Source organism: Trichococcus flocculiformis (genome assembly GCF_900113645.1).
In the GTDB taxonomy this organism is placed as follows: Bacteria; Bacillota; Bacilli; order Lactobacillales; family Aerococcaceae; genus Trichococcus; species Trichococcus flocculiformis.
The window spans coordinates 138360-157496 of the sequence record NZ_FOQC01000003.1 but is presented as its reverse complement, the minus strand read 5'-3'; the positions used below and the strand labels follow the sequence as shown (position 1 = coordinate 157496).

The following is a 19137-nucleotide window of genomic DNA, read 5'->3' as shown; positions in this document are numbered from 1 at the left end:
CAAAGTTGGAACCTGTCTATCTCAGCGTCACCGCTTTAACCAAATACATCAAAAGAAAATTTGATGCCGATCCTTATCTCGAACGTGTCTACCTTACTGGTGAAATATCCAATTATCGTCCGCGTCCGGGCCATCAATACTTTAGCCTGAAGGATGACCATGCTGTCATCTCTGCGGTGATGTACAAAGGCAGATTCGACAAGTTAGCCTTCAAGCCCAAGGAAGGGATGAAGGTCCTGCTCATTGGACGGGTGAATGTCTACGAATCGGGCGGAACCTACAACATAATGGTCGAGCATATGGAACCGGATGGCATCGGCGCTTTGTACCAAGCCTTTTCGGAACTGAAGGAAAAATTAACGCGCGAAGGGTTGTTTTTGCTACCGAAGAAAAAGCTTCCTGTCTTTCCTAAGCGGATAGCCATTGTGACCAGTCCAAGCGGTGCGGTCATCCGTGACATCATGACGACCGTCAAAAGGAGATATCCGATTGTACAACTTGTGCTTTATCCGACGATAGTCCAAGGGAAGGATTCCGCTGCCAATATCGTAAGCAATCTTAAATTGATTGAGGATAAAGGCGATTTTGATACTGTCATTGTTGCGAGGGGCGGCGGTTCCATCGAGGATCTGTGGTCCTTTAACGAGGAAGCGGTCGTTCGGCAAATAGCGGCTATGAGTGTCCCGGTCATTTCTTCTGTAGGTCATGAAACGGATACGACATTGGCTGACTTTGTTGCCGATGTCCGTGCCGCTACCCCAACAGCAGCGGCAGAATTGTCTGTGCCGGTGTTGAACGATGTCATCCGTTATATCCATCAGATCGACAACAGGCTCTATCAGAAAATGCGGCATCTGCATACGATGCAACAACAACGATTGAATCGCGCCATGCAATCGTATATCTTCAGACAACCGGAGCGGATGTATGAAGGTTATACCATTAAAGCCGACCAGGTGCAGCAACGACTGGCAAATCAGATGCAACAGCAGATCCATTTGCGCTCCAATGAGTTACAACGGCTGCAATTGCGTCTTGAAAACCGCAATCCGGCAAGAGACGTTCAGCTGGCCGGCAATCGCAGACAGCAGGTCACCGATGAACTGCAAAGGGCCATGGACCGCTACTTGAAACAAAAGGAAATGCGCATGACATCGGCTATGCAATCGTTGGACTTGTTGAGCCCGTTGAAGATCATGTCGCGGGGGTACACTTATACGACAAGGGACGGGAACGTAGTCGCATCCGTCAAGGAATTGCAAAGCGGCGATAAATTGAAAGTGAATTTTTCGGACGGTTACGCCGAAGCGGAAGTAAAACAAGTGGTGGAGGAAAAATGATGAAGGCCGAAAAAAAAGTAAGTTTTGAAGAAGCGATGAACCAATTAGAAGCTATTGTAACAAGACTGGAAGCAGGGGATGTCCCCTTGGAAGAGGCATTGGAGCAATTCAAGGTCGGGATGGATCTCAGCAAATATTGCCAAGACACTTTGAACAATGCTGAAAAAACGTTGACAAAAATCGTTAATCCGGACGGTTCGGAAGCGAATTTTGAAGCGCCGGCAACCCAAACCGAAGGAGAATGACAGGCATGAATCTTAGTGAATTTCAATCGGAATGGATGCCTCGATTCGATGCTTTCCTCTACTCGGAATTGGATGCACGTGTGCCTTCGCAAGAAAATCTGCACAAAGCGATGGCGTATTCTTTAATGGGGGGCGGAAAAAGAATTCGCCCTCTTTTAGTGTTGGCGACGCTTTGGTTGGCCGACGGTGAGATTGCGGATGGCTTCGCAGCCGCAGCCGCTTTGGAATATATCCATACGTATTCCTTGATCCATGATGATCTGCCGGCCATGGATGATGATGATTACAGACGGGGGCGCTTGACTTCCCATAAAGTATTCGGAGAATCCACCGCAATCCTTGCAGGTGATGCGTTGTTGACGGCGGCATTTGAAATCCTTGCACAATCCTCTGACATTCCGGCGGAAAAAAGAATCAAACTGATCGACTTGTTGGCGAAAGCCTCGGGTCCGAACGGCATGATCGCCGGCCAGATGGATGATGTTGAGGGTGAAAAGAAGGCACTGACAATAGAAGAGTTGAAGCAAGTCCACGATAAAAAGACCGGCGCATTGATAAGGTACGCTGTCACGGCGGGATGCCTCATCGCGGATGCGGATGAACTGTTCATAACCGAGATGGAAAGATACTCCAGACACTTAGGTTTGGCATACCAAATCCACAACGATCTGAAGGATGTCGTGTTGGATGAGGCCGAGACAGGCAAAACCATCCATCATGATGCCGCATTGAACAAAAATACATACCCATCCTTATTGGGTATCGCCGGAGCCATTCAAGAACTGAACGACGTCATTCGCCAAGCGGAAGACTGTTTGAATCGAGTGGTACTATCCAATGGCGATACGGAGAACAAAATAGATGTATTCCGCCAAATATTGGATTATGTCAGAATATAACGGGAGATTACCATGGAAAAAGAAAGATTGGATTTACTTGTAGTACAACAGGGCTTGACAGATTCCCGTGAAAAAGCCAAAAGATTGATCATGGCCGGGCAAATCTATGACGAAAACAACCAGCGTTACGACAAACCGGGCGAAAAAATTTCCGTCGAGAAAACGCTCCACATAAAAGGAGAAACATTGAAATACGTGAGCCGTGGCGGATTGAAACTTGAAAAAGCCATCGCTTTATTCCAAGTGAACCCTAAGGACAAAATCTTTTTGGATATCGGCAGTTCAACGGGCGGTTTTACGGATGTCGCGCTCCAAAATGGAGCGAAATTATGCTACGCACTGGATGTCGGCTACAACCAATTGGATTGGAAGTTGCGCCAGGATGAGCGCGTCGAGGTGATGGAACGGGTGAATTTCCGTTACAGCAAGCTTGAGGATTTTGAAAAAGGACGGCCCGAGATGGCTTCCATCGATGTATCCTTCATTTCGTTGAAACTGATTTTGCCTGTCCTGAAGGAAATCATCGCTGTCGGCGGAGACGTCGTTGCGCTGATCAAACCGCAATTCGAAGCTGGAAGAGGGAAAATCGGCAAAAAAGGCATCGTCAGTGATCCGGCAGTCCATAATGAAGTGTTGCGGGACATCTTGGAGTTCGCTTCGCTGACCGGGTTTGATGTGAAAAATCTGAGCTTTTCGCCCATCACAGGTGGGACCGGAAACATCGAATTTTTGGTCCATTTAGAGGCTAATGATCATGCGCCGGGAATCATTTCTCCGGAAATAGACAGCCAGCAAGTCGTCAAAGAGGCTTACCTGCAGCTTAAGAGCAAATCAATCTCGATTTCCGATAAATAGGTGACTAAGGAACCATTGCGAAGGGGAATACGGAATGTTACAAGAGTTGTCCATTAAAAATTTTGCAATAATTGAAAATCTTCAAGTGAGTTTCGACGAGGGTATGACCGTGCTGACTGGGGAAACCGGCGCAGGGAAATCCATCATCATCGATGCCGTAGGTCTGTTGGCAGGCGGAAGAGGATCCAACGATTTGATTCGATACGGCGAAAACAAGACGGTCATCCAAGGGCTTTTCAGTATTCCCGAAAACGCCAAGACAGTTTCGGTGTTGGAGTCATACGGAATCGAAGCAGACGGGAACCAAGTTTTGCTGCATCGGGAACTTTCCCGAAACGGCAAAAACATTTCCCGCGTCAACGGTACAATCGTGACAGTTGCGACTCTGCGTGAAGTAGGCGAAACGCTGATCGATATCCACGGGCAGAACGAGCATCAAGAATTGATGGATCCGCAAAAACATATCGACCTGCTGGATCAGTTTGCCGGGAATGAACTGAGAGAAGTCAAAACGACCTATCTCAATACTTATGCCAAATATGTTGATACACGCAAGCAACTGATCAAACTGAAGACGGACGAGAAAGAAACGGTCCAAAGAATCGACTTGTTGACTTTCCAAATCCAGGAAATCGAACAAGCGCAGTTGAAAGATGCTGCAGAGGATGAAAAATTGGAAGAGGAGCGGAACCTGCTCGTCAACTACCAAAAAGTCATGCAGGCTTTAACGAGTGCGTACGATTCAATGCAGAACAGTGAAGAGAACGGCATCGACAAAATCGGTCTCGGCATGGCGGCTCTGGAAAAAGTGCAGGACATCAATCCGGTCTACCAGGCAATCGCATCCTCGGTCTCGGCAGCGTATTACCAACTGCAGGAATGCGCAGGTGACATCCTGTCGGAAATCGAGCAATTGTCCTACGATGAAGGGCGCTTGAACGAAATCGAGAACCGATTGGAATTGATCCGCCAGTTGAAGCGGAAATACGGAAACACAATCAGTGAAGTGCTGGGGCATTACGAAAAAATTTCCCAAGAGCTGGATCTGATCGAAAACCGGGAAAGCTACCTTGAGAAACTCAATGTGGACTACAACAAAGCAAAAGAAGAAATCTTGGCTGTCGGCAGACAATTGACCACTATCCGGAAGAAAGCTGCAACCGTTCTGGAAGAACAGATCCAACTGCAGCTGAAGGAATTGTACATGGACAAGGTCCTTTTCAAGACGGTGTTCCATGAACAACCAGGAAAGGTTCAAATCACTGATAACGGCTTGGATCAGGTGGAATTCTATATTGCGACGAATGTCGGCGAACCTTTAAAAGCATTGGCGAAGGTTGCCAGCGGTGGCGAACTTTCAAGGATGATGTTGGCGATGAAAGCCATTTTCACCAAAACCCAAGGCATCACCAGTATCATCTTTGATGAAGTGGATACGGGTGTCTCGGGCAGGGTAGCGCAGGCGATAGCCAATAAGATCCACTTGGTGGCCGGTTACTCACAAGTGCTTTGCATCACGCATCTTCCGCAAGTGGCGGCGATGGCGGATCAGCACCTTTATATAGAAAAGGAAATCATTGCCGATCGGACAAAGACGCATGTCAAGTCGCTGTTCGGTGCTGAACGCATCAACGAAGTGGCGCGGATGTTGGCAGGTACCGATATCACGGAACTTTCGCTGGCTCATGCGAAAGAATTGCTTGAGTTGGCCGATACCGAAAAAAACAAAGCGTAACAGAAGACCTGCGCAGTAGAACAGACTGGAAGGATTGAGGAGATTGGCATTCACTAAAATCATCGCGCATAGAGGCAGTCGCGGAAACCGGCCAGAAAATACGCTGGAGGCTTTTCAGGAAGCTCTGAAAGTTTCCAGCGACGGTATCGAACTGGACGTCCATTTAAGCAAGGATGGTCAGGTAGTGGTCATCCATGACGAGACCGTGGACCGCACGACATCCGGAAAAGGCTATGTAAAAGACATGACGCTGAAGCAATTGAAGGAACTGGATGCCGGCAGCTGGTTCGATCCGAAATACAGCAACGCCCGTATCCCGACGCTTCAGGAGGTATTGGACCTATTGGCCGAGAATCATTTTTCAGGCGTCCTTAATGTTGAATTGAAGACGGATGTGTTTCAATATTCCGCAATCGAAGAAAAGGTGCTTGCTTTGGCAGAGCCTTATCTTGCCCAATTTTCGGTCATCTACTCCAGTTTCCATTACGAAACCTTGAAAAAAATCAAGAAGTTGCGCCAAGACTCGAAAATTGCCCTGCTTTTCAGCAAGAAAGGCAAGCAACGACTGGATCTAGGTGAAGGAATTGCTGTGGAAGGTTGGCATCCGAAATTCTCGATTCTGCGCAGTCTGCCCCCTTTCGAAAAATCAAAGATTCCACTTCGTGTTTGGACGGTGAACCGAAAGGTCGAAATGCAGGTTTGTCTGCGCAAAAACATCGATTCGATGATTACGGATTATCCGGAACGCGCACTGCAGATGAGAAAGGTGATTCAAGGTGTCTGAAACAAAGAACAATTTAGAGAAAATCATGGTCATTGTCGGACCGACAGCAGTGGGGAAAACCGCACTGAGCATCCGACTGGCAAAAAAATATAACGGTGAAATCATCAATGGCGATTCCATGCAAGTGTACGCAGGGTTGGACATCGGTACGGCTAAAGTGACCGAGGAAGAGGCTGAAGGCATCCCGCATCATCTTTTGGATATCATTCCAGTGGAGCAGGATTACACGGCGTCCGATTTCAAAAGGGACGCCAGACAAGCAATCGAGGCGATCCTGGCGAGAGGCAAGCTACCGATCGTTGTCGGAGGTTCGGGACTTTATATAGAAGGACTATTGTTTGATATGCAGTTTGGCGGGGTGGCTGCCGAAAATCCTGACTACCGGAAACAACTGGAGGCTGAGTTGGAGCGGACTGATGCCATGTGCATATGGAAGCAATTGCAGGCGAAGGATCCCAAAGCAGCTGAACAGATCCATCCGAACAACAGCAGAAGGGTTATCCGCGCTTTGGAAGTGATCCACTTCAGCGGAAAGCGTTTCTCGGATCAGGCAGATCGGGAGACAGCTCCACATTATGACGCCTTGCTGATTGGGCTTGACACCGATCGCGGTATCCTTTACGATCGCATCAACAGACGGGTGGATCTGATGACTGATATGGGTCTGGTTGAAGAAGCTAAAGCTCTTTTTGACAGGAAACTGCCCGTCAAGACGCAAGCGACAAGAGGCATCGGCTACAAAGAATGGTTCGGTTTTTTCAATGGTGAAATCACATATGAAGAAGCCACAGAAATGCTGAAGCAAAATTCCAGACGCTATGCCAAAAGGCAGTTGACCTGGTTTCGAAACAGAATGAGTGGCATCCATTGGTTTGATTTGGTTCGGAACAGCTATGATATGCAGAAAATCGAAGATTTAGTCGAGGCGTTCTTAGCCTGATGGATGATAAAGAACGTATAAAGAAAGTTGGAAATTCTATGGAAAATACGAAAGAAAAAGTAATTCTGGTTAACGTTCAGACGAATCAAACAGATGAAGCCTTTGAATATGAGCTGAGAGAACTGGCTGAATTGACCGAAACCGCATTAGGGGAAGTTGTCGGCGTATTGACCCAAAAGAGGGAACGTAAGGATTCGCGCACTGTCATCGGCAAAGGGAAAGTGGAAGAGCTAGTGAATTTGTGTGCAGAATTAGAAGCAGATACCGTCATTTTCCAACAGGAGCTTTCTTCCAAGCAAGTGCGCAACATCCAAGAAACTGTCGACTGCAAAGTCATCGATCGTGTTCAACTGATATTGGATATCTTTGCAATGCGCGCACGCAGTAAAGAAGGGAAACTTCAGGTTGCCTTGGCGCAGTTGAGTTATCTATTGCCGCGTTTGATGGGTCAAGGCGTTAATTTATCCCGTCTAGGCGGTGGAATCGGAACAAGAGGACCGGGTGAGACAAAACTCGAGACCGACCGTAGACACATACACAGTCAGATGCAGGAAATCAAAAAGACATTGGAAGAAACAGAACTTCACCGTCAAAGGGCAAGAGAAAAGCGCCATGCCAGCGAAGTTTTCCAAATCGGCTTGATTGGTTACACGAATGCAGGCAAATCGACGATCATTAACCGCTTGACTGATGCAGCAACGTTGGAAGAAGATAAATTGTTTGCAACGCTGGATCCTTTGACAAGGAAGCTGACATTGCCTAATCAATTCCAGGCAACTATAACCGACACTGTAGGTTTTATCCAGGACCTTCCGACACAGTTGATCCATGCTTTCCATTCAACGTTGGAGGAGAGCCGCAATATGGATGTATTTTTGCATGTAGTGGATGCTTCGACCTCCTTCATCGATCAGCATGAGAAGACCGTCTTGGCATTGTTGAAGGATTTGGACATGGATAAGACTCCTATGTTGACGATCTACAACAAACGGGATCTTGCAAGCCCGGATTTCCAGCCGAGACTCTTCCCGAACATCGTCATTTCTGCCCTTGAAGATGACGACATCAACCGATTGAAGGACTTCATCTGGGATGAAATCGCCAAAATGTTGGTTCCGTATACAAAGGACATTGATGCAAGCGGCCCTGAAGCCCGGACGATGAATAAGATGCAACAAGAGACTTTTGTGGAATCCATTGAGTACATAGAGGAAACAAACGCATATCGCTTAAGAGGATATGCTAAAACGAATTCAAAGTGGTTAGGAGACAAAGTAACTGATGCAAGTGAGGAGTAAAGAAGAACTACTGGCGGATCTGGTCGTTAAAGTGGAAAACAAAATCCAGCCCGTGTTTAAAGAAATACAGGAGAAGGCTTTATTTAATCAAGGCAAGGTGCTTGAAGCTTTCCGGAAGCACCGCGTCAGCGATTACCATTTTAATCCTAGTACAGGCTATGGCTATGATGACGACGGCCGCGATACGCTCGAGAAAGTCTATGCAGAGATTTTTCAGGCTGAAGCCGCTTTGGTCAGGCCGCAAATCATTTCCGGAACACACGCTATTTCGACTGCGCTCTTCGGAGTCTTGCGTCCCGGCGATGAATTGATCTACGTAACCGGAACGCCATACGATACGTTGTTGGACATCGTTGGTTTGACCGGAAACGGAATCGGCTCCCTAAAAGAGTTCAACATCGCTTATCAGCATATCGATCTGCTTGCGGACGGCAAAGTGGATATTCCGAGTGTTCTTAGAAAAATCAGTACAAAAACAAAAATAATCGCGATACAACGCTCACGTGGCTATGCAGCCAGACCTTCCTTTACAATAAACGAAATTAAGGAGATGATTGCGGCAATCCGACCGCACGTTGGTCCGGAAGTTGTCTTTTTTGTCGACAACTGTTATGGCGAGTTCGTCGAAACACTTGAGCCGATTGAAGTCGGAGCGGATCTGATTGCCGGTTCCCTCATCAAAAACCCGGGCGGAGGCATCGTGAAGATGGGTGGTTACCTCGCGGGCAGAGAGGACCTGATTGAACGGTGTGCATACCGACTGACAACTCCCGGTATCGGTCGTGAAGCAGGCGCCTCACTCTACAGCCTTTTGGAGATGTATCAAGGCTTATTTTTGGCGCCCCATGTTGTCGGCGAAGCGGTGAAAGGTGCTGTCTATACAGCAGGATTGTTGGAGGAGTGCAACGTACCGTCTACCCCTGCTTGGGACAGCCCCCGCACTGATTTGATCCAGATGGTCGCATTACCTAGTAAGGAAGCGATGATTGCTTTTGCCCAGACGATCCAGAAATATTCGCCGGTTAACGCAGCAGTCAAACCGATTCCGGCCTATATGCCCGGTTATGAAGATGATGTCATCATGGCTGCCGGAACCTTCATTCAGGGCGCAAGCCTGGAATTGACGGCAGACGGGCCGATCAGACCGCCTTATCTCTTGTATGTGCAAGGCGGACTGACCTACGAGCATGTCAAATTGGCAGTCACTGCAGCCGTGAAGGATACGTTCTTCGCAGAATGATTTGTGATTTCAGGCTGAGTCAAATCTGTACTCAGCCTGAAAATCACTTTTTTTACATAAGGAGCTCACCTGCAGGAAAACCTCGAAACCTTCCTACGAAATAGTATTGACTTTAAGCTGGTCATCGCCTATAATATTAAATGTTGTGAGTCGTTTTGAGGACTCAAAATTTTGTCTCAATAGCTCAGCCGGATAGAGCATTCGCCTTCTAAGCGAACGGTCGGGAGTTCGAATCTCTCTTGAGACGTCCTATCTGTTTTCAGGATAAAATGTCCTTGTCAGAGAAGGGGTTACATCCGTTGTGAAGCGGGTGTGACGCTTTTTTTCTCGGCACAGAGCGATGTTCAGGACTGAAGATGGATAGCAAAACATAATTATCTATTTGTTGCAGCAGTGAAATTTTTTTGTGGAAATAGTCAAAATTATGGTGACAATTTTAACGGATTGCTGTATAATCATCTCTTGTGGCACTGGTTTGAAACTTCTTCAAATTTGTTTGGCCGAATAATCATTTTGTCTCAATAGCTCAGCCGGATAGAGCATTCGCCTTCTAAGCGAACGGTCGGGAGTTCGAATCTCTCTTGAGACGTCTGAAAATAATTGAAAAGACCGCTGCAAGGACTATTATCCTTGCAGCGGTCTTTTTCTGTGGAATGGCTTGTATCGTATCCGGGAATCAATCCAGATATTCAAAGATATTTTTTGCCGTCTCGTCGAAAAGAACCTCATGCGAATCGCTGTTATCAATTTTTTTCAGCGGAAAGTTGGTGCGATAGATGCTTTGGCCAGGGAACTGCTCCAAATAGATGACAAAATTTTTGGGATAAAAACTTACCATTTTCGTGAATACATGATCTTGATCGATGATGACAGTCTTCACTTCAGACATGCTTTTTACCCAGTAGGTATCGACATTGAAATATTCTCCTGGGTGAACCGTGTATTCATATTTCAGTATCGTAATCAGGTCATTCAGCATCAAAAATCCCTCCTAAACAGAATGTTAAAATTTTCACATCCTTATTATACCTCATAGTGAACAGATAATTAATACCTATTTAAAATGAAATTGCGGGCAGCAGCCAACAAAATGAAAGATATGTTTCGATGTTAAAGGCAATAATTGAAAAAATAGGCTAAATGATGGAAAGTGTGGTATACTACTACTTGTAAGTGTGTTGTAGTTCCTGGTTCTTAAAAGTGAGGCGATAATGGAAATGGTACGAAATATTACTGATGAAACAAAAACCATGATTGAGAGCGAATTACGTAAGGGCACGAGCAACTCACGTATTGCGAATCTGCTTGGCGTATCGTATGAGCAGGCTTTGGAAGTCGTCGAAGCCATCAAGGAATCTATACGACCTGAAATCGGTGACGAAATAAAATTTACCTTCCGTAAGCAGGAAATGGTAGGAGTAATCCGGAAATTATTGACAAATAGCGCCGTCGTAGAGATCTACTGGGATTTGTCCTCCGGCACGATGAAAGACATCTGCGAGGATAAAACAATCGTGAATTTCAAAGACATTGAAGAATTTGTTAAAGTTGATTAATACATATATGCAAAAGAAGCGGCACTCATCGTCGCTTCTTTTTGTTGCGGCAGGCCATACCAAGCAGGCTGGTTATCCTGCAGTTCAACGTAACCGTTTTAAATAGAGTAGGGACTCAATGAATCTTGCGGCACCTGAAGATATAACAGAAAAATTATTATCGAAATGCTTGACAGGTTGTATAAAATTTTATATAGTTTGAAAGTCGAAAGGTTTGAACATCAAACTATTTTGACCTTCAAGCGAATGTGGTTTGATTGGGCATCGAAAGGAGGAGAGCTATCTTTGGATCATTCCATAGATAAAATTAACTCATATCTCGTAGCAGTCTTCAGTGAAGTGTTGGATATCGAAGAGCGTGCATTGCGTGTCAGTACATTTTCTGATTTATCCATCAAGGAGATGCATACAGTCGAGGCAATCGGCATGTATCAAGCTCATACAACTTCTGAAGTAGCAAAAAAATTGAACATTACTGTGGGAACTTTGACGGTGGCCATAAACGCTCTGGTAAAAAAGGGGTATGTCGAACGCATTCGGATGGAGAAAGACCGCAGAGTCGTAAAACTAGGATTAACCAAAAAAGGACGCTTACTGTATCGTCTTCATGATAAGTTCCATAGAGAGATGGTAAAAAATACTATTCGCGATATGGAAGATCAGGAAGTGAAAGTTTTGCTGAAAGGCCTAAACAATCTTCACGGTTTCTTATTTGGGTTAGTTCAAAATATCAAGGAACAGGGTTGATGAAATTGGGTTCAAAGATTAGCGCAACAGGTCACTACCTTCCTGAACAGGTCATCTCAAACGATGATCTGTCTAAAATCATGGACACAAGTGATGAGTGGATCAGCAAAAGGACAGGCATCCGCAGCCGACACATTTCGAAGGATGAAAATACTTCCGATTTATCAAGCAAAGCGGCCGTCAAAATTTTGCAAAACGGGAACATCACTGCAGACCAACTGGACTTCATTATCGTAGCAACAATGACGCCGGATGCTCTCAGCCCATCGACTGCTTGTTTAGTGCAAGAAAAGATAGGCGCAGTAAATGCTTTCTGTTTCGATATCAATGCAGCTTGTTCCGGCTTTGTCTACGCATTGTCCACCGGTCTCCATATGATGCAGAGCGGTCTCTATCAATATGGCATGATCATCGGTGCTGAGACAATGTCAAAAGTCGTCAACTGGGAAGACCGTTCTACGGCTGTTCTGTTTGGGGATGGCGCTGGCGGTTTGTTGTTGGAACGAACGGAAGATGATTGCTTCGTTGCAGAAGCGATCCATTCTGATGGTGGACGCCATATGGCATTAGTGGCGAACACGATGAAAGTAGAAAATCCGTATGGAGACTCCTCGCAAAAGGAACAAGCTTTCCTTACGATGGATGGCAGAGCCATCTTTGATTTTGCAATCCGCAGTGTGCCAAGCGTCATACGCGAAGTGATGGAGAAGGGAAATCTTTCTGATGGCGATCTGAAGAAGATTTTGGCTCATCAAGCAAATGTGCGCTTATTGGAGGCAATCAGCAAAAAAGTGAAATTGCCATTTTCACTGTTTGCCACAAATATTGCGGAAACGGGCAACACTTCAGCAGCAAGCATTCCGATATTGTTGGATCAGCTTGTTCAAACCAAGGAAATTCAACTCGGCACCAAAGATAAGGTGCTGATGACAGGATTTGGTGGCGGCCTCACTTGGGGGGCCATCGTAGTATCATTAAACTAAAAAAAACATATTTGGAGGAATTTATTATGACATTCGAAAAAATTCAAGCTATTATCGTGGACCAATTGGACAAAGAAGTAGAAGAAGTACAATTAGCAACTAACTTCAGAGAAGACTTAGATGCGGACAGCTTAGACTTATTCCAAATCATCAACGACATCGAAGACGAATTCGACATCAAAATCGAATCAGACGAAGGCATCAACACTGTTGAAGATTTAGTTAAATACGTTGACGCTCAATTAGCAGAATAAGCAGTAGCGGGAAAGTAGGCCTTGTATGAAATCAGAATTATGTGAATTATTAGGTATTCAATATCCCATCATTCAAGGGGCAATGGCGTGGGTAGCGGATGCTGATTTGGCAAGTGCCGTTTCCAATGCTGGTGGTTTGGGTCTTATCGGGACTGGACATGATAGTGTGGATGTAGCGAATGAGAAAATTTCGAAAATGAAAGCATTGACGGATAAGCCTTTCGGTGTAAACATCATGCTTTTGAATCCGCATGTCGATGCTATCGTAGAAGCAGTTATCGCTGCTGGCGTTAAGGTTGTCACAACCGGCGCCGGAAGCCCAGCCCGTTATATGAACCAATTCAAAGAAGCAGGCATTACCGTTATTCCGGTAGTGGCTTCCGTAGCTTTAGCGAGAAGAATGGAGAAAGATGGCGCACATGCTGTCGTAGTCGAAGGCATGGAATCCGGTGGTCACATCGGGAAAACAACGACACTTGCCCTGGTTCCTCAGGTTGTCGATGCCGTTTCGATTCCAGTCATCGCTGCCGGTGGTATCGGCGACGGACGTGGGATGGCAGCTGCTTTCATGTTGGGCGCATCTGCTGTTCAGGTAGGTACTCGTTTTGTAGTAGCCACAGAATCCAATGCACATCAAAACTTCAAGAATGCTATCCTCAAGGCAAAAGACATCGATACAGTCATTACCGGTCAGATTACCGGACATCCTGTTCGTGTGTTGCGCAATAAGTTGACCAGAGAATATCTGCAAGTCGAAAAAGAAGAGACAAGCAAGGAAAATCCGGACTTGGCAAAACTTGAAGAAATGGGCAAAGGCGCTCTGAGAAGAGCGACTGTTGATGGCGATAAAGACTACGGTTCGATGATGGCCGGACAAATCGCCGGTTTGATTTCGAAGGAACAAACGTGTCACGAGATCATACAAGAGTATATGACGGAATGCAAAGAAGTTATTTTGGCCCAAGCTAAATTGTGGGCTGAGTAACAAATTTATAGAGGTGAAATAATGGCAACAGCTTTTGTCTATAGTGGTCAGGGTGCACAATATTTCGGTATGGGTCAAGAACTTTATAACGAGTATGCCGTTGTGCGCGCTGTTTTTGAGGAAGCCTCAGCAACACTTGGTTACGATGTTGCAGAATTATGTTTCCAAGAGAATGACAAGCTTCATTTAACTGAATATACACAACCAGCAATCTTAACGGTTAGCTACGCCCTTGATCAATTACTAGCTGAAAAGGGAATTCAGCCAGATTTTGTTGCAGGATTGAGCCTCGGAGAATATACAGCACTGGTGAAAGCCAATGCTTTTTCTTTTAATGAGGCTATTTCGCTCGTAGCGAAACGCGGAAAATACATGAGCGAAGCTGTGCCGGCAGGCCGTGGGAAAATGGCTGCCGTCATGAACGCGGAACGTTCTGTCATCGAAGAATCTTGCCGGGAAGCGAGCGAGACAGCCTATGTCGCGCCTGCCAACTACAACATGCCGACGCAGATTGTTATCGGCGGAGAAATCGAAGGCGTGGATAAAGCCATCGAAATCCTTGAATCCAAAGGCGTGAAACGCATCATCCCTTTGAAAGTCAGCGGTCCTTTCCATACGGCTCTGTTGCATCCTGCAGCGGAAAAGTTGGAAGTAGCCTTGTCTGAAGTGGCTGTCGATGAACCGAAGATACCGGTCGTTGGCAATACCGAAGCGACCATCGTAGCAAGAGACGCCATCAAGGGTCTTTTAGTGCGTCAGATCGAATCGCCGGTACTTTGGGAAGACAGCGTCCGCAAGTTGGTTGAACTGGGAGTGGACACCTTTGTGGAAGTCGGCCCAGGCACGACTTTAAGCAAATTCATCAAAAAAATCAACAAAGAGGTCGCTGTATATAATGTGGAGGATTTGAAATCCCTCACCAAGACCCTTGAAGCATTACAAAAATAAGAAGATCAGACAAGAAATGAGGGATAGTCTTGGGTTTAAAAGGAAAGACGGTCATCGTCACTGGTAGTTCAAGAGGAATCGGCGAAGCCATCGCTGAAGCTTATGCGAAACGTGGAGCCAATATCGTTCTGAATGCACGTAAACCGATTGCTGAAGAAAAAGTTGCGCATCTGGAATCTTACGGTGTAACTGTAAAAACGCTCCTAGGAGATGTCAGCGATTTTGAGACTGCCAAAGAAATCGTCAGCCAGACCAAAGAACTGTTCGGTTCTGTTGATGTTTTGGTCAACAACGCTGGGATTACCCGCGACAAATTGATCATGCGCATGGATGAGGAGGACTTTGATGCCACTTATCAAGTGAACTTGAAAGGTACCTTCAATATGATCCGCCACGCCTTGCCTCTAATGCTGAAACAAAGAGCCGGCAGTATCATCAATATTTCCAGCGTAGTCGGTGAAACCGGAAATACAGGGCAGGCCAACTATGCCGCCAGCAAAGCCGGTATCATCGGATTGACGAAATCTGTCGCCCGTGAAGCTGCGACAAGAGGCATTACGTGTAATGCCATTGCACCAGGATTCATCGAAACGGAAATGACGGATGTTCTTTCGGAAAAGATTCAAGAACAAATGTTGACGCAAATCCCATTGAAACGATTTGGAAAAGCCGAAGAAGTGGCAAACACTGCTGTCTTCTTGAGTGAGAATACTTACATTACCGGCCAGACCATCAGTGTCAATGGCGGCATGCATATGTAAGACAGGAGGATAATTATGAATCGCGTTGTTATTACAGGTATGGGTGCTATCACACCTTTAGGAAATACAGTCTCTGAATATTGGGACGGCATCAAAAACGGTAAAAACGGTATTACTGCCATCACTAAATTTGATGCAAGCGAAACGGGCATTTCTGTCGCAGGCGAAGTCAAGGACTTCGATGCGACCTTATACATGGACCGTAAAGAATACAAGCGTATGGATTTGTTTTCGCAATATGCGGTAGCTGCCTCTGCTCAAGCCGTGGAACAAAGCGGCATCGACATGGAAAAAATCGATGCGGACCGCTTTGGCGTTACCATCGGCTCTGGTGTCGGCGGTTTCATTACAATGGAATCCGGCATCATCAAAATGCATGAAAAAGGACCGAAACGTGTCCCACCTATGTTCGTTCCGATGGCAATCGGCAACATGGCGGCAGGAAATACTGCCATCAAATTCGGTGCTAAAGGACCGAGCATGGACATCGTTACTGCTTGTGCTTCTGCGACAAATTCAATTGGAGAAGCATTCCGCAGCATCAAGCATGGTTATGCCGATTTGATGCTTGCAGGTGGATCGGAAGCTACGGTGTGTGAAATCGGTATCGCTGGTTTCGCGGCTCTGACTGCTTTATCCACTAGCACCGATCCGGACCGTGCGTCCATTCCTTTCGATAAAGAACGAAATGGTTTTGTCATGGGTGAAGGTGCGGGTATTTTGATGCTTGAAAATCTTGATCACGCACTGGCACGAGGCGCAAATATCTTGGCTGAAGTTGTCGGTTATGGCGTCACCTGTGATGCCTATCATATGACGGCTCCATCAGCTGATGGAAGCGGTGCTGGCAAAGCGATGATCCTAGCGATGAAAGAAGCAGGCATCACTCCAGCGCAAGTCGATTACATCAACGCTCATGGAACAAGTACGCCTGCAAATGATTCAGGCGAAACGGCTGCAATCAAGTACGCATTCGGCGAAGAAGCTCACAATGTCGCTATCTCAAGCACAAAGAGTATGACGGGACATTTGCTGGGCGCAGCCGGCGGTATCGAAGCGGTTGCCTGTGTCAAAGCTATCCAAGATGATTTCATGCCGCCTACAATCGGCTTCCAAACGGCTGATGAAAATTGCGATCTAGACTACATCCCGAATGTAGGACGTGAAAAAGAAGTCACTTACACATTGAGTAACTCTCTGGGCTTCGGCGGCCACAATGCCGTACTATGTTTCAAAAAATGGGAGGCTTAATACATGAATATTGAAGATGTAAAAAGCCTGATCTCCTTGATTGATGATTCAACTTTGACTGAGTTGCACTATCAGACAGGTGACTTTCAGCTCCTGTTGTCGAAGAACAAGTTGGTTCAAACGAACCAGCAGTCAAGCGACAACATTCAGGCAGAAGTTCCTAGTCCAGCAGTGATCGCCCCAGTCCAAAACCTCAAGGAGGCTGTTTCTGAAGCGGCTACTGCAAAAGAAGGAAAAATCATCACTTCCCCGATCGTCGGTGTTGTTTACCTGGCACCGACCCCTGAAGCAAAACCTTACGCCATTAAAGGCCAGAGCATCGCAAAAGGCGACGTTGTCTGTTTGGTGGAAGCGATGAAACTTATGAATGAAATCAAAAGCGAATTCGATGGGGAAATCGTTGAAGTGTTGGTTGAAAATGAACAAATCGTTGAATACAACCAACCATTGTTCCGTATCGTCTAATAAAAGGAGACTAATAAAATGAGTTTATTGAGCGCACAAGAAGTAATGGATATCATCCCGAATCGCTATCCGATTTTCTTCATCGATAAAGTTGAAGAATTGACACCAGGCGAACACATCGTCTGCTACAAAAACGTAACAATCAACGAGCCTTTCTTCCAAGGCCACTTCCCTGGAGAGCCAGTAATGCCAGGTGTACTGATTGTTGAAGCATTGGCTCAAGCAGGATCTATTCCGTTGTTGACATTGCCTGATTTCAAGGGTCAGACAGCTTACTTGGGCGGATTGAATAAAGTCAAATTCCGTCAAAAAGTTGTTCCAGGAGACGTTCTTCGCCTCCAAGTGGATATCGTCAAATTGAAGAAATTTGCAGGTATCGGTTATGGGCAAGCTTTTGTCGGTGACAAAAAAGTTTGTGAAGTTGAAATGACATTCATCATTGGTAGATAATATGTTTACGAAGGTATTGATCGCAAACAGAGGAGAAATTGCTGTCCGGATCATTCGTGCTTGTCATGAGTTAGGAATCCAAACGGTTGCGGTCTATTCTGAAGCTGACCGCGAAGCATTGCATACACAACTAGCCACTCAGGCTATCTGTATCGGCCCTGCAAAAGCAAGCGATTCCTATCTGAATATGACAAGCATCTTGAGTGCAGCAGTCGTTACAGGGGCACAAGCTATCCACCCAGGCTTCGGATTCCTCTCGGAAAACAGCGCATTCGCCACAATGTGTGAAGAAATGAATATCCGATTCATCGGACCTTCTTCCACCATCATCGACCTGATGGGCAATAAAGCAAATGCCCGCAAGACGATGATTGCAGCAGGCGTACCAGTCACTCCGGGAAGCGAAGGCTACATCTCTTCATACGAAGAGGCAGTGGTACAAGCTGAGAAAATCGGTTATCCCGTCATCCTGAAAGCTGCCGCTGGTGGTGGGGGCAAGGGGATGCGGAAAGTCTACCAAGAAAACGGACTGGAGGCAGCCTTCAGTCAAGCGAAAGCGGAAGCTAAGGCGGCTTTCGGGGACGACAGCATGTACCTTGAAAAGATCATCACGCCGGCTCGCCATATCGAAGTGCAGATTTTAGGTGATTCTTTCGGAAATGTCGTCCATTTGGGCGAGCGTGATTGTTCCTTGCAACGCAATCATCAGAAAGTGTTGGAAGAAAGTCCATCCACATTTATTTCTGAGGAGACCCGCAAAGCCATGGGGGACGTCGCCATCCGGGCGGCTAAACATGTCGGCTATACCAATGCAGGGACAATCGAGTTTCTTGTCGATACGGAACAACGGTTTTATTTCATGGAAATGAACACACGTATCCAAGTGGAGCATCCGGTAACCGAAATGGCGACTGGCATCGATATCGTAAAGGAACAATTGCGCATCGCGAGCGGTGAGCCTTTGTCCTTTACGCAAGATGAAGTTGTTATCACCGGTCATACGATCGAGTGTCGTATCAATGCTGAAAATCCGGCTTTGGGCTTCCGTCCTTCGTCCGGAAAAATCGACTACCTGTTCCTGCCCAGCGGCGGGAATGGACTGCGCGTGGAAAGCGCCATGTACGGCGGATATATGATTCCGCCGTTCTATGACTCGATGATCGCGAAAATCATCACAAAAGGTGACAACAGAAGTGAAGCAATCGCCAAAATGAGGCGTGCGCTGCAGGAACTGGTCATCGAGGGAGTCGACACGAACCAATTCTTCCAAGAAGATATTCTGCAGGATCCAAACTTCATTTCCGGAGATTACGATACAGAATACCTCCAAAATGTGTTCCTGAAGACGTGGGCGCCTGAAGAAGAGGAAAGTGTATAAATCAATTAGTCAAGAAGTCACAC

The 19137-nt window shown here is 46.3% G+C and carries 21 protein-coding genes and 2 tRNA genes; 22 read left to right on the top strand and 1 reads right to left on the bottom strand.

The genetic code is table 11. The annotated features are described in order from the left end of the window. Positions 1-5: 5 nt before the first annotated feature. The 11 genes from xseA (at position 6) to BMZ71_RS02635 (ending at position 9925) form a co-directional block, all read left to right on the top strand. Positions 6-1340 (top strand): exodeoxyribonuclease VII large subunit, encoded by a 1335-nt coding sequence (gene xseA / locus BMZ71_RS02685; protein ID WP_086988075.1) that lies wholly within the window; start codon positions 6-8, stop codon positions 1338-1340. Then, positions 1340-1585: an exodeoxyribonuclease VII small subunit gene (locus tag BMZ71_RS02680; RefSeq protein ID WP_068559727.1), complete on the top strand. Its 246-nt coding sequence runs from the start codon at positions 1340-1342 to the stop codon at positions 1583-1585. Before xseA ends, BMZ71_RS02680 begins: the two co-directional genes overlap by 1 nt. A gap of 5 nt (positions 1586-1590) precedes the next feature. Continuing rightward, positions 1591-2484 (top strand): polyprenyl synthetase family protein, encoded by an 894-nt coding sequence (locus BMZ71_RS02675; RefSeq protein ID WP_086988074.1) that lies wholly within the window; start codon positions 1591-1593, stop codon positions 2482-2484. A gap of 12 nt (positions 2485-2496) precedes the next feature. Beyond that, positions 2497-3339, top strand: coding sequence for a TlyA family RNA methyltransferase (locus BMZ71_RS02670; RefSeq protein ID WP_086988073.1), 843 nt, complete (start codon positions 2497-2499; stop codon positions 3337-3339). A gap of 34 nt (positions 3340-3373) precedes the next feature. Then, positions 3374-5074, top strand: a complete 1701-nt coding sequence (gene recN / locus BMZ71_RS02665; protein WP_086988072.1) for a DNA repair protein RecN — start codon at positions 3374-3376, stop codon at positions 5072-5074. A 43-nt stretch (positions 5075-5117) separates the two neighbouring features. After that, positions 5118-5858 carry a glycerophosphodiester phosphodiesterase gene (locus tag BMZ71_RS02660; protein WP_086988071.1) on the top strand — a complete coding sequence of 247 codons (741 nt, stop codon included), beginning with the start codon at positions 5118-5120 and terminating at the stop codon, positions 5856-5858. 25 nt (positions 5859-5883) lie between these two features. Then, on the top strand, positions 5884-6798 hold the full coding sequence (gene miaA / locus BMZ71_RS02655) for a tRNA (adenosine(37)-N6)-dimethylallyltransferase MiaA (protein ID WP_086988106.1): 915 nt from the start codon (positions 5884-5886) through the stop codon (positions 6796-6798). A 38-nt stretch (positions 6799-6836) separates the two neighbouring features. Then, complete coding sequence (gene hflX, locus BMZ71_RS02650; protein WP_086988105.1) at positions 6837-8096, top strand: GTPase HflX; 1260 nt, start codon at positions 6837-6839, stop codon at positions 8094-8096. Beyond that, a complete protein-coding gene (locus BMZ71_RS02645) occupies positions 8080-9336 on the top strand; it encodes a methionine gamma-lyase family protein (RefSeq protein ID WP_086988070.1) in 1257 nt (418 codons plus the stop codon). Before hflX ends, BMZ71_RS02645 begins: the two co-directional genes overlap by 17 nt. A gap of 173 nt (positions 9337-9509) precedes the next feature. Next, positions 9510-9583: transfer RNA gene (locus BMZ71_RS02640), tRNA-Arg, on the top strand. A 268-nt stretch (positions 9584-9851) separates the two neighbouring features. Continuing rightward, positions 9852-9925, top strand: a tRNA-Arg gene (locus BMZ71_RS02635). Positions 9926-10012: 87 nt separating this feature from the next. Here the strand turns inward: BMZ71_RS02635 and BMZ71_RS02630 are convergent. Then, positions 10013-10315 (bottom strand): hypothetical protein, encoded by a 303-nt coding sequence (locus BMZ71_RS02630; RefSeq protein WP_086988069.1) that lies wholly within the window; start codon positions 10313-10315, stop codon positions 10013-10015. A 238-nt stretch (positions 10316-10553) separates the two neighbouring features. Between BMZ71_RS02630 and BMZ71_RS02625 the strand changes: the two genes are divergently transcribed. The 11 genes from BMZ71_RS02625 (at position 10554) to BMZ71_RS02575 (ending at position 19114) form a co-directional block, all read left to right on the top strand. Continuing rightward, positions 10554-10892, top strand: coding sequence for a hypothetical protein (locus BMZ71_RS02625; RefSeq protein WP_068559835.1), 339 nt, complete (start codon positions 10554-10556; stop codon positions 10890-10892). Between the two features lie 285 nt (positions 10893-11177). After that, positions 11178-11639, top strand: coding sequence for a fatty acid biosynthesis transcriptional regulator FabT (gene fabT / locus BMZ71_RS02620; protein WP_177187464.1), 462 nt, complete (start codon positions 11178-11180; stop codon positions 11637-11639). Continuing rightward, on the top strand, positions 11639-12622 hold the full coding sequence (locus tag BMZ71_RS02615) for a beta-ketoacyl-ACP synthase III (RefSeq protein ID WP_086988068.1): 984 nt from the start codon (positions 11639-11641) through the stop codon (positions 12620-12622). The genes fabT and BMZ71_RS02615 overlap by 1 nt, the downstream gene beginning before the upstream one ends. A gap of 26 nt (positions 12623-12648) precedes the next feature. Beyond that, positions 12649-12876: an acyl carrier protein gene (locus BMZ71_RS02610; RefSeq protein WP_068622893.1), complete on the top strand. Its 228-nt coding sequence runs from the start codon at positions 12649-12651 to the stop codon at positions 12874-12876. Positions 12877-12901: 25 nt separating this feature from the next. Then, a complete protein-coding gene (gene fabK, locus BMZ71_RS02605; RefSeq protein WP_086988067.1) occupies positions 12902-13861 on the top strand; it encodes an enoyl-[acyl-carrier-protein] reductase FabK in 960 nt (319 codons plus the stop codon). 21 nt (positions 13862-13882) lie between these two features. Further along, positions 13883-14809 (top strand): ACP S-malonyltransferase, encoded by a 927-nt coding sequence (fabD, locus tag BMZ71_RS02600; protein WP_086988066.1) that lies wholly within the window; start codon positions 13883-13885, stop codon positions 14807-14809. A gap of 29 nt (positions 14810-14838) precedes the next feature. Further along, positions 14839-15570, top strand: coding sequence for a 3-oxoacyl-[acyl-carrier-protein] reductase (gene fabG, locus BMZ71_RS02595; RefSeq protein ID WP_086988065.1), 732 nt, complete (start codon positions 14839-14841; stop codon positions 15568-15570). A gap of 15 nt (positions 15571-15585) precedes the next feature. Next, positions 15586-16821 carry a beta-ketoacyl-ACP synthase II gene (gene fabF, locus BMZ71_RS02590; RefSeq protein WP_086988064.1) on the top strand — a complete coding sequence of 412 codons (1236 nt, stop codon included), beginning with the start codon at positions 15586-15588 and terminating at the stop codon, positions 16819-16821. A 3-nt stretch (positions 16822-16824) separates the two neighbouring features. Continuing rightward, positions 16825-17286, top strand: coding sequence for an acetyl-CoA carboxylase biotin carboxyl carrier protein (gene accB, locus BMZ71_RS02585; RefSeq protein ID WP_086988063.1), 462 nt, complete (start codon positions 16825-16827; stop codon positions 17284-17286). 18 nt (positions 17287-17304) lie between these two features. Further along, entirely contained in the window at positions 17305-17736 is a 432-nt protein-coding gene (fabZ, locus tag BMZ71_RS02580) for a 3-hydroxyacyl-ACP dehydratase FabZ (protein ID WP_068559698.1), read from the top strand. A gap of 1 nt (position 17737) precedes the next feature. Further along, the gene (locus tag BMZ71_RS02575; protein ID WP_086988062.1) at positions 17738-19114 is read left to right on the top strand and encodes an acetyl-CoA carboxylase biotin carboxylase subunit; all 1377 of its coding nucleotides are present in this window, start codon (positions 17738-17740) and stop codon (positions 19112-19114) included. Positions 19115-19137: the final 23 nt, after the last annotated feature.

Excerpts from the sequence above, each read along its gene's own strand:
- BMZ71_RS02680 (WP_068559727.1), top strand. The coding sequence starts at position 1,340 with ATGAAGGCCGAAAAAAAAGTAAGTTTTGAAGAAGCGATGAACCAATTA.
- BMZ71_RS02675 (WP_086988074.1), top strand. The coding sequence starts at position 1,591 with ATGAATCTTAGTGAATTTCAATCGGAATGGATGCCTCGATTCGATGCT.
- BMZ71_RS02670 (WP_086988073.1), top strand. The coding sequence starts at position 2,497 with ATGGAAAAAGAAAGATTGGATTTACTTGTAGTACAACAGGGCTTGACA.
- recN (WP_086988072.1), top strand. The coding sequence starts at position 3,374 with ATGTTACAAGAGTTGTCCATTAAAAATTTTGCAATAATTGAAAATCTT.
- miaA (WP_086988106.1), top strand. The coding sequence starts at position 5,884 with ATGGTCATTGTCGGACCGACAGCAGTGGGGAAAACCGCACTGAGCATC.
- hflX (WP_086988105.1), top strand. The coding sequence starts at position 6,837 with ATGGAAAATACGAAAGAAAAAGTAATTCTGGTTAACGTTCAGACGAAT.
- BMZ71_RS02645 (WP_086988070.1), top strand. The coding sequence starts at position 8,080 with ATGCAAGTGAGGAGTAAAGAAGAACTACTGGCGGATCTGGTCGTTAAA.
- BMZ71_RS02630 (WP_086988069.1), bottom strand. The coding sequence starts at position 10,315 with ATGCTGAATGACCTGATTACGATACTGAAATATGAATACACGGTTCAC.
- BMZ71_RS02625 (WP_068559835.1), top strand. The coding sequence starts at position 10,554 with ATGGTACGAAATATTACTGATGAAACAAAAACCATGATTGAGAGCGAA.
- BMZ71_RS02615 (WP_086988068.1), top strand. The coding sequence starts at position 11,639 with ATGAAATTGGGTTCAAAGATTAGCGCAACAGGTCACTACCTTCCTGAA.
- BMZ71_RS02610 (WP_068622893.1), top strand. The coding sequence starts at position 12,649 with ATGACATTCGAAAAAATTCAAGCTATTATCGTGGACCAATTGGACAAA.
- fabK (WP_086988067.1), top strand. The coding sequence starts at position 12,902 with ATGAAATCAGAATTATGTGAATTATTAGGTATTCAATATCCCATCATT.
- fabD (WP_086988066.1), top strand. The coding sequence starts at position 13,883 with ATGGCAACAGCTTTTGTCTATAGTGGTCAGGGTGCACAATATTTCGGT.
- fabF (WP_086988064.1), top strand. The coding sequence starts at position 15,586 with ATGAATCGCGTTGTTATTACAGGTATGGGTGCTATCACACCTTTAGGA.
- accB (WP_086988063.1), top strand. The coding sequence starts at position 16,825 with ATGAATATTGAAGATGTAAAAAGCCTGATCTCCTTGATTGATGATTCA.
- fabZ (WP_068559698.1), top strand. The coding sequence starts at position 17,305 with ATGAGTTTATTGAGCGCACAAGAAGTAATGGATATCATCCCGAATCGC.
- BMZ71_RS02575 (WP_086988062.1), top strand. The coding sequence starts at position 17,738 with ATGTTTACGAAGGTATTGATCGCAAACAGAGGAGAAATTGCTGTCCGG.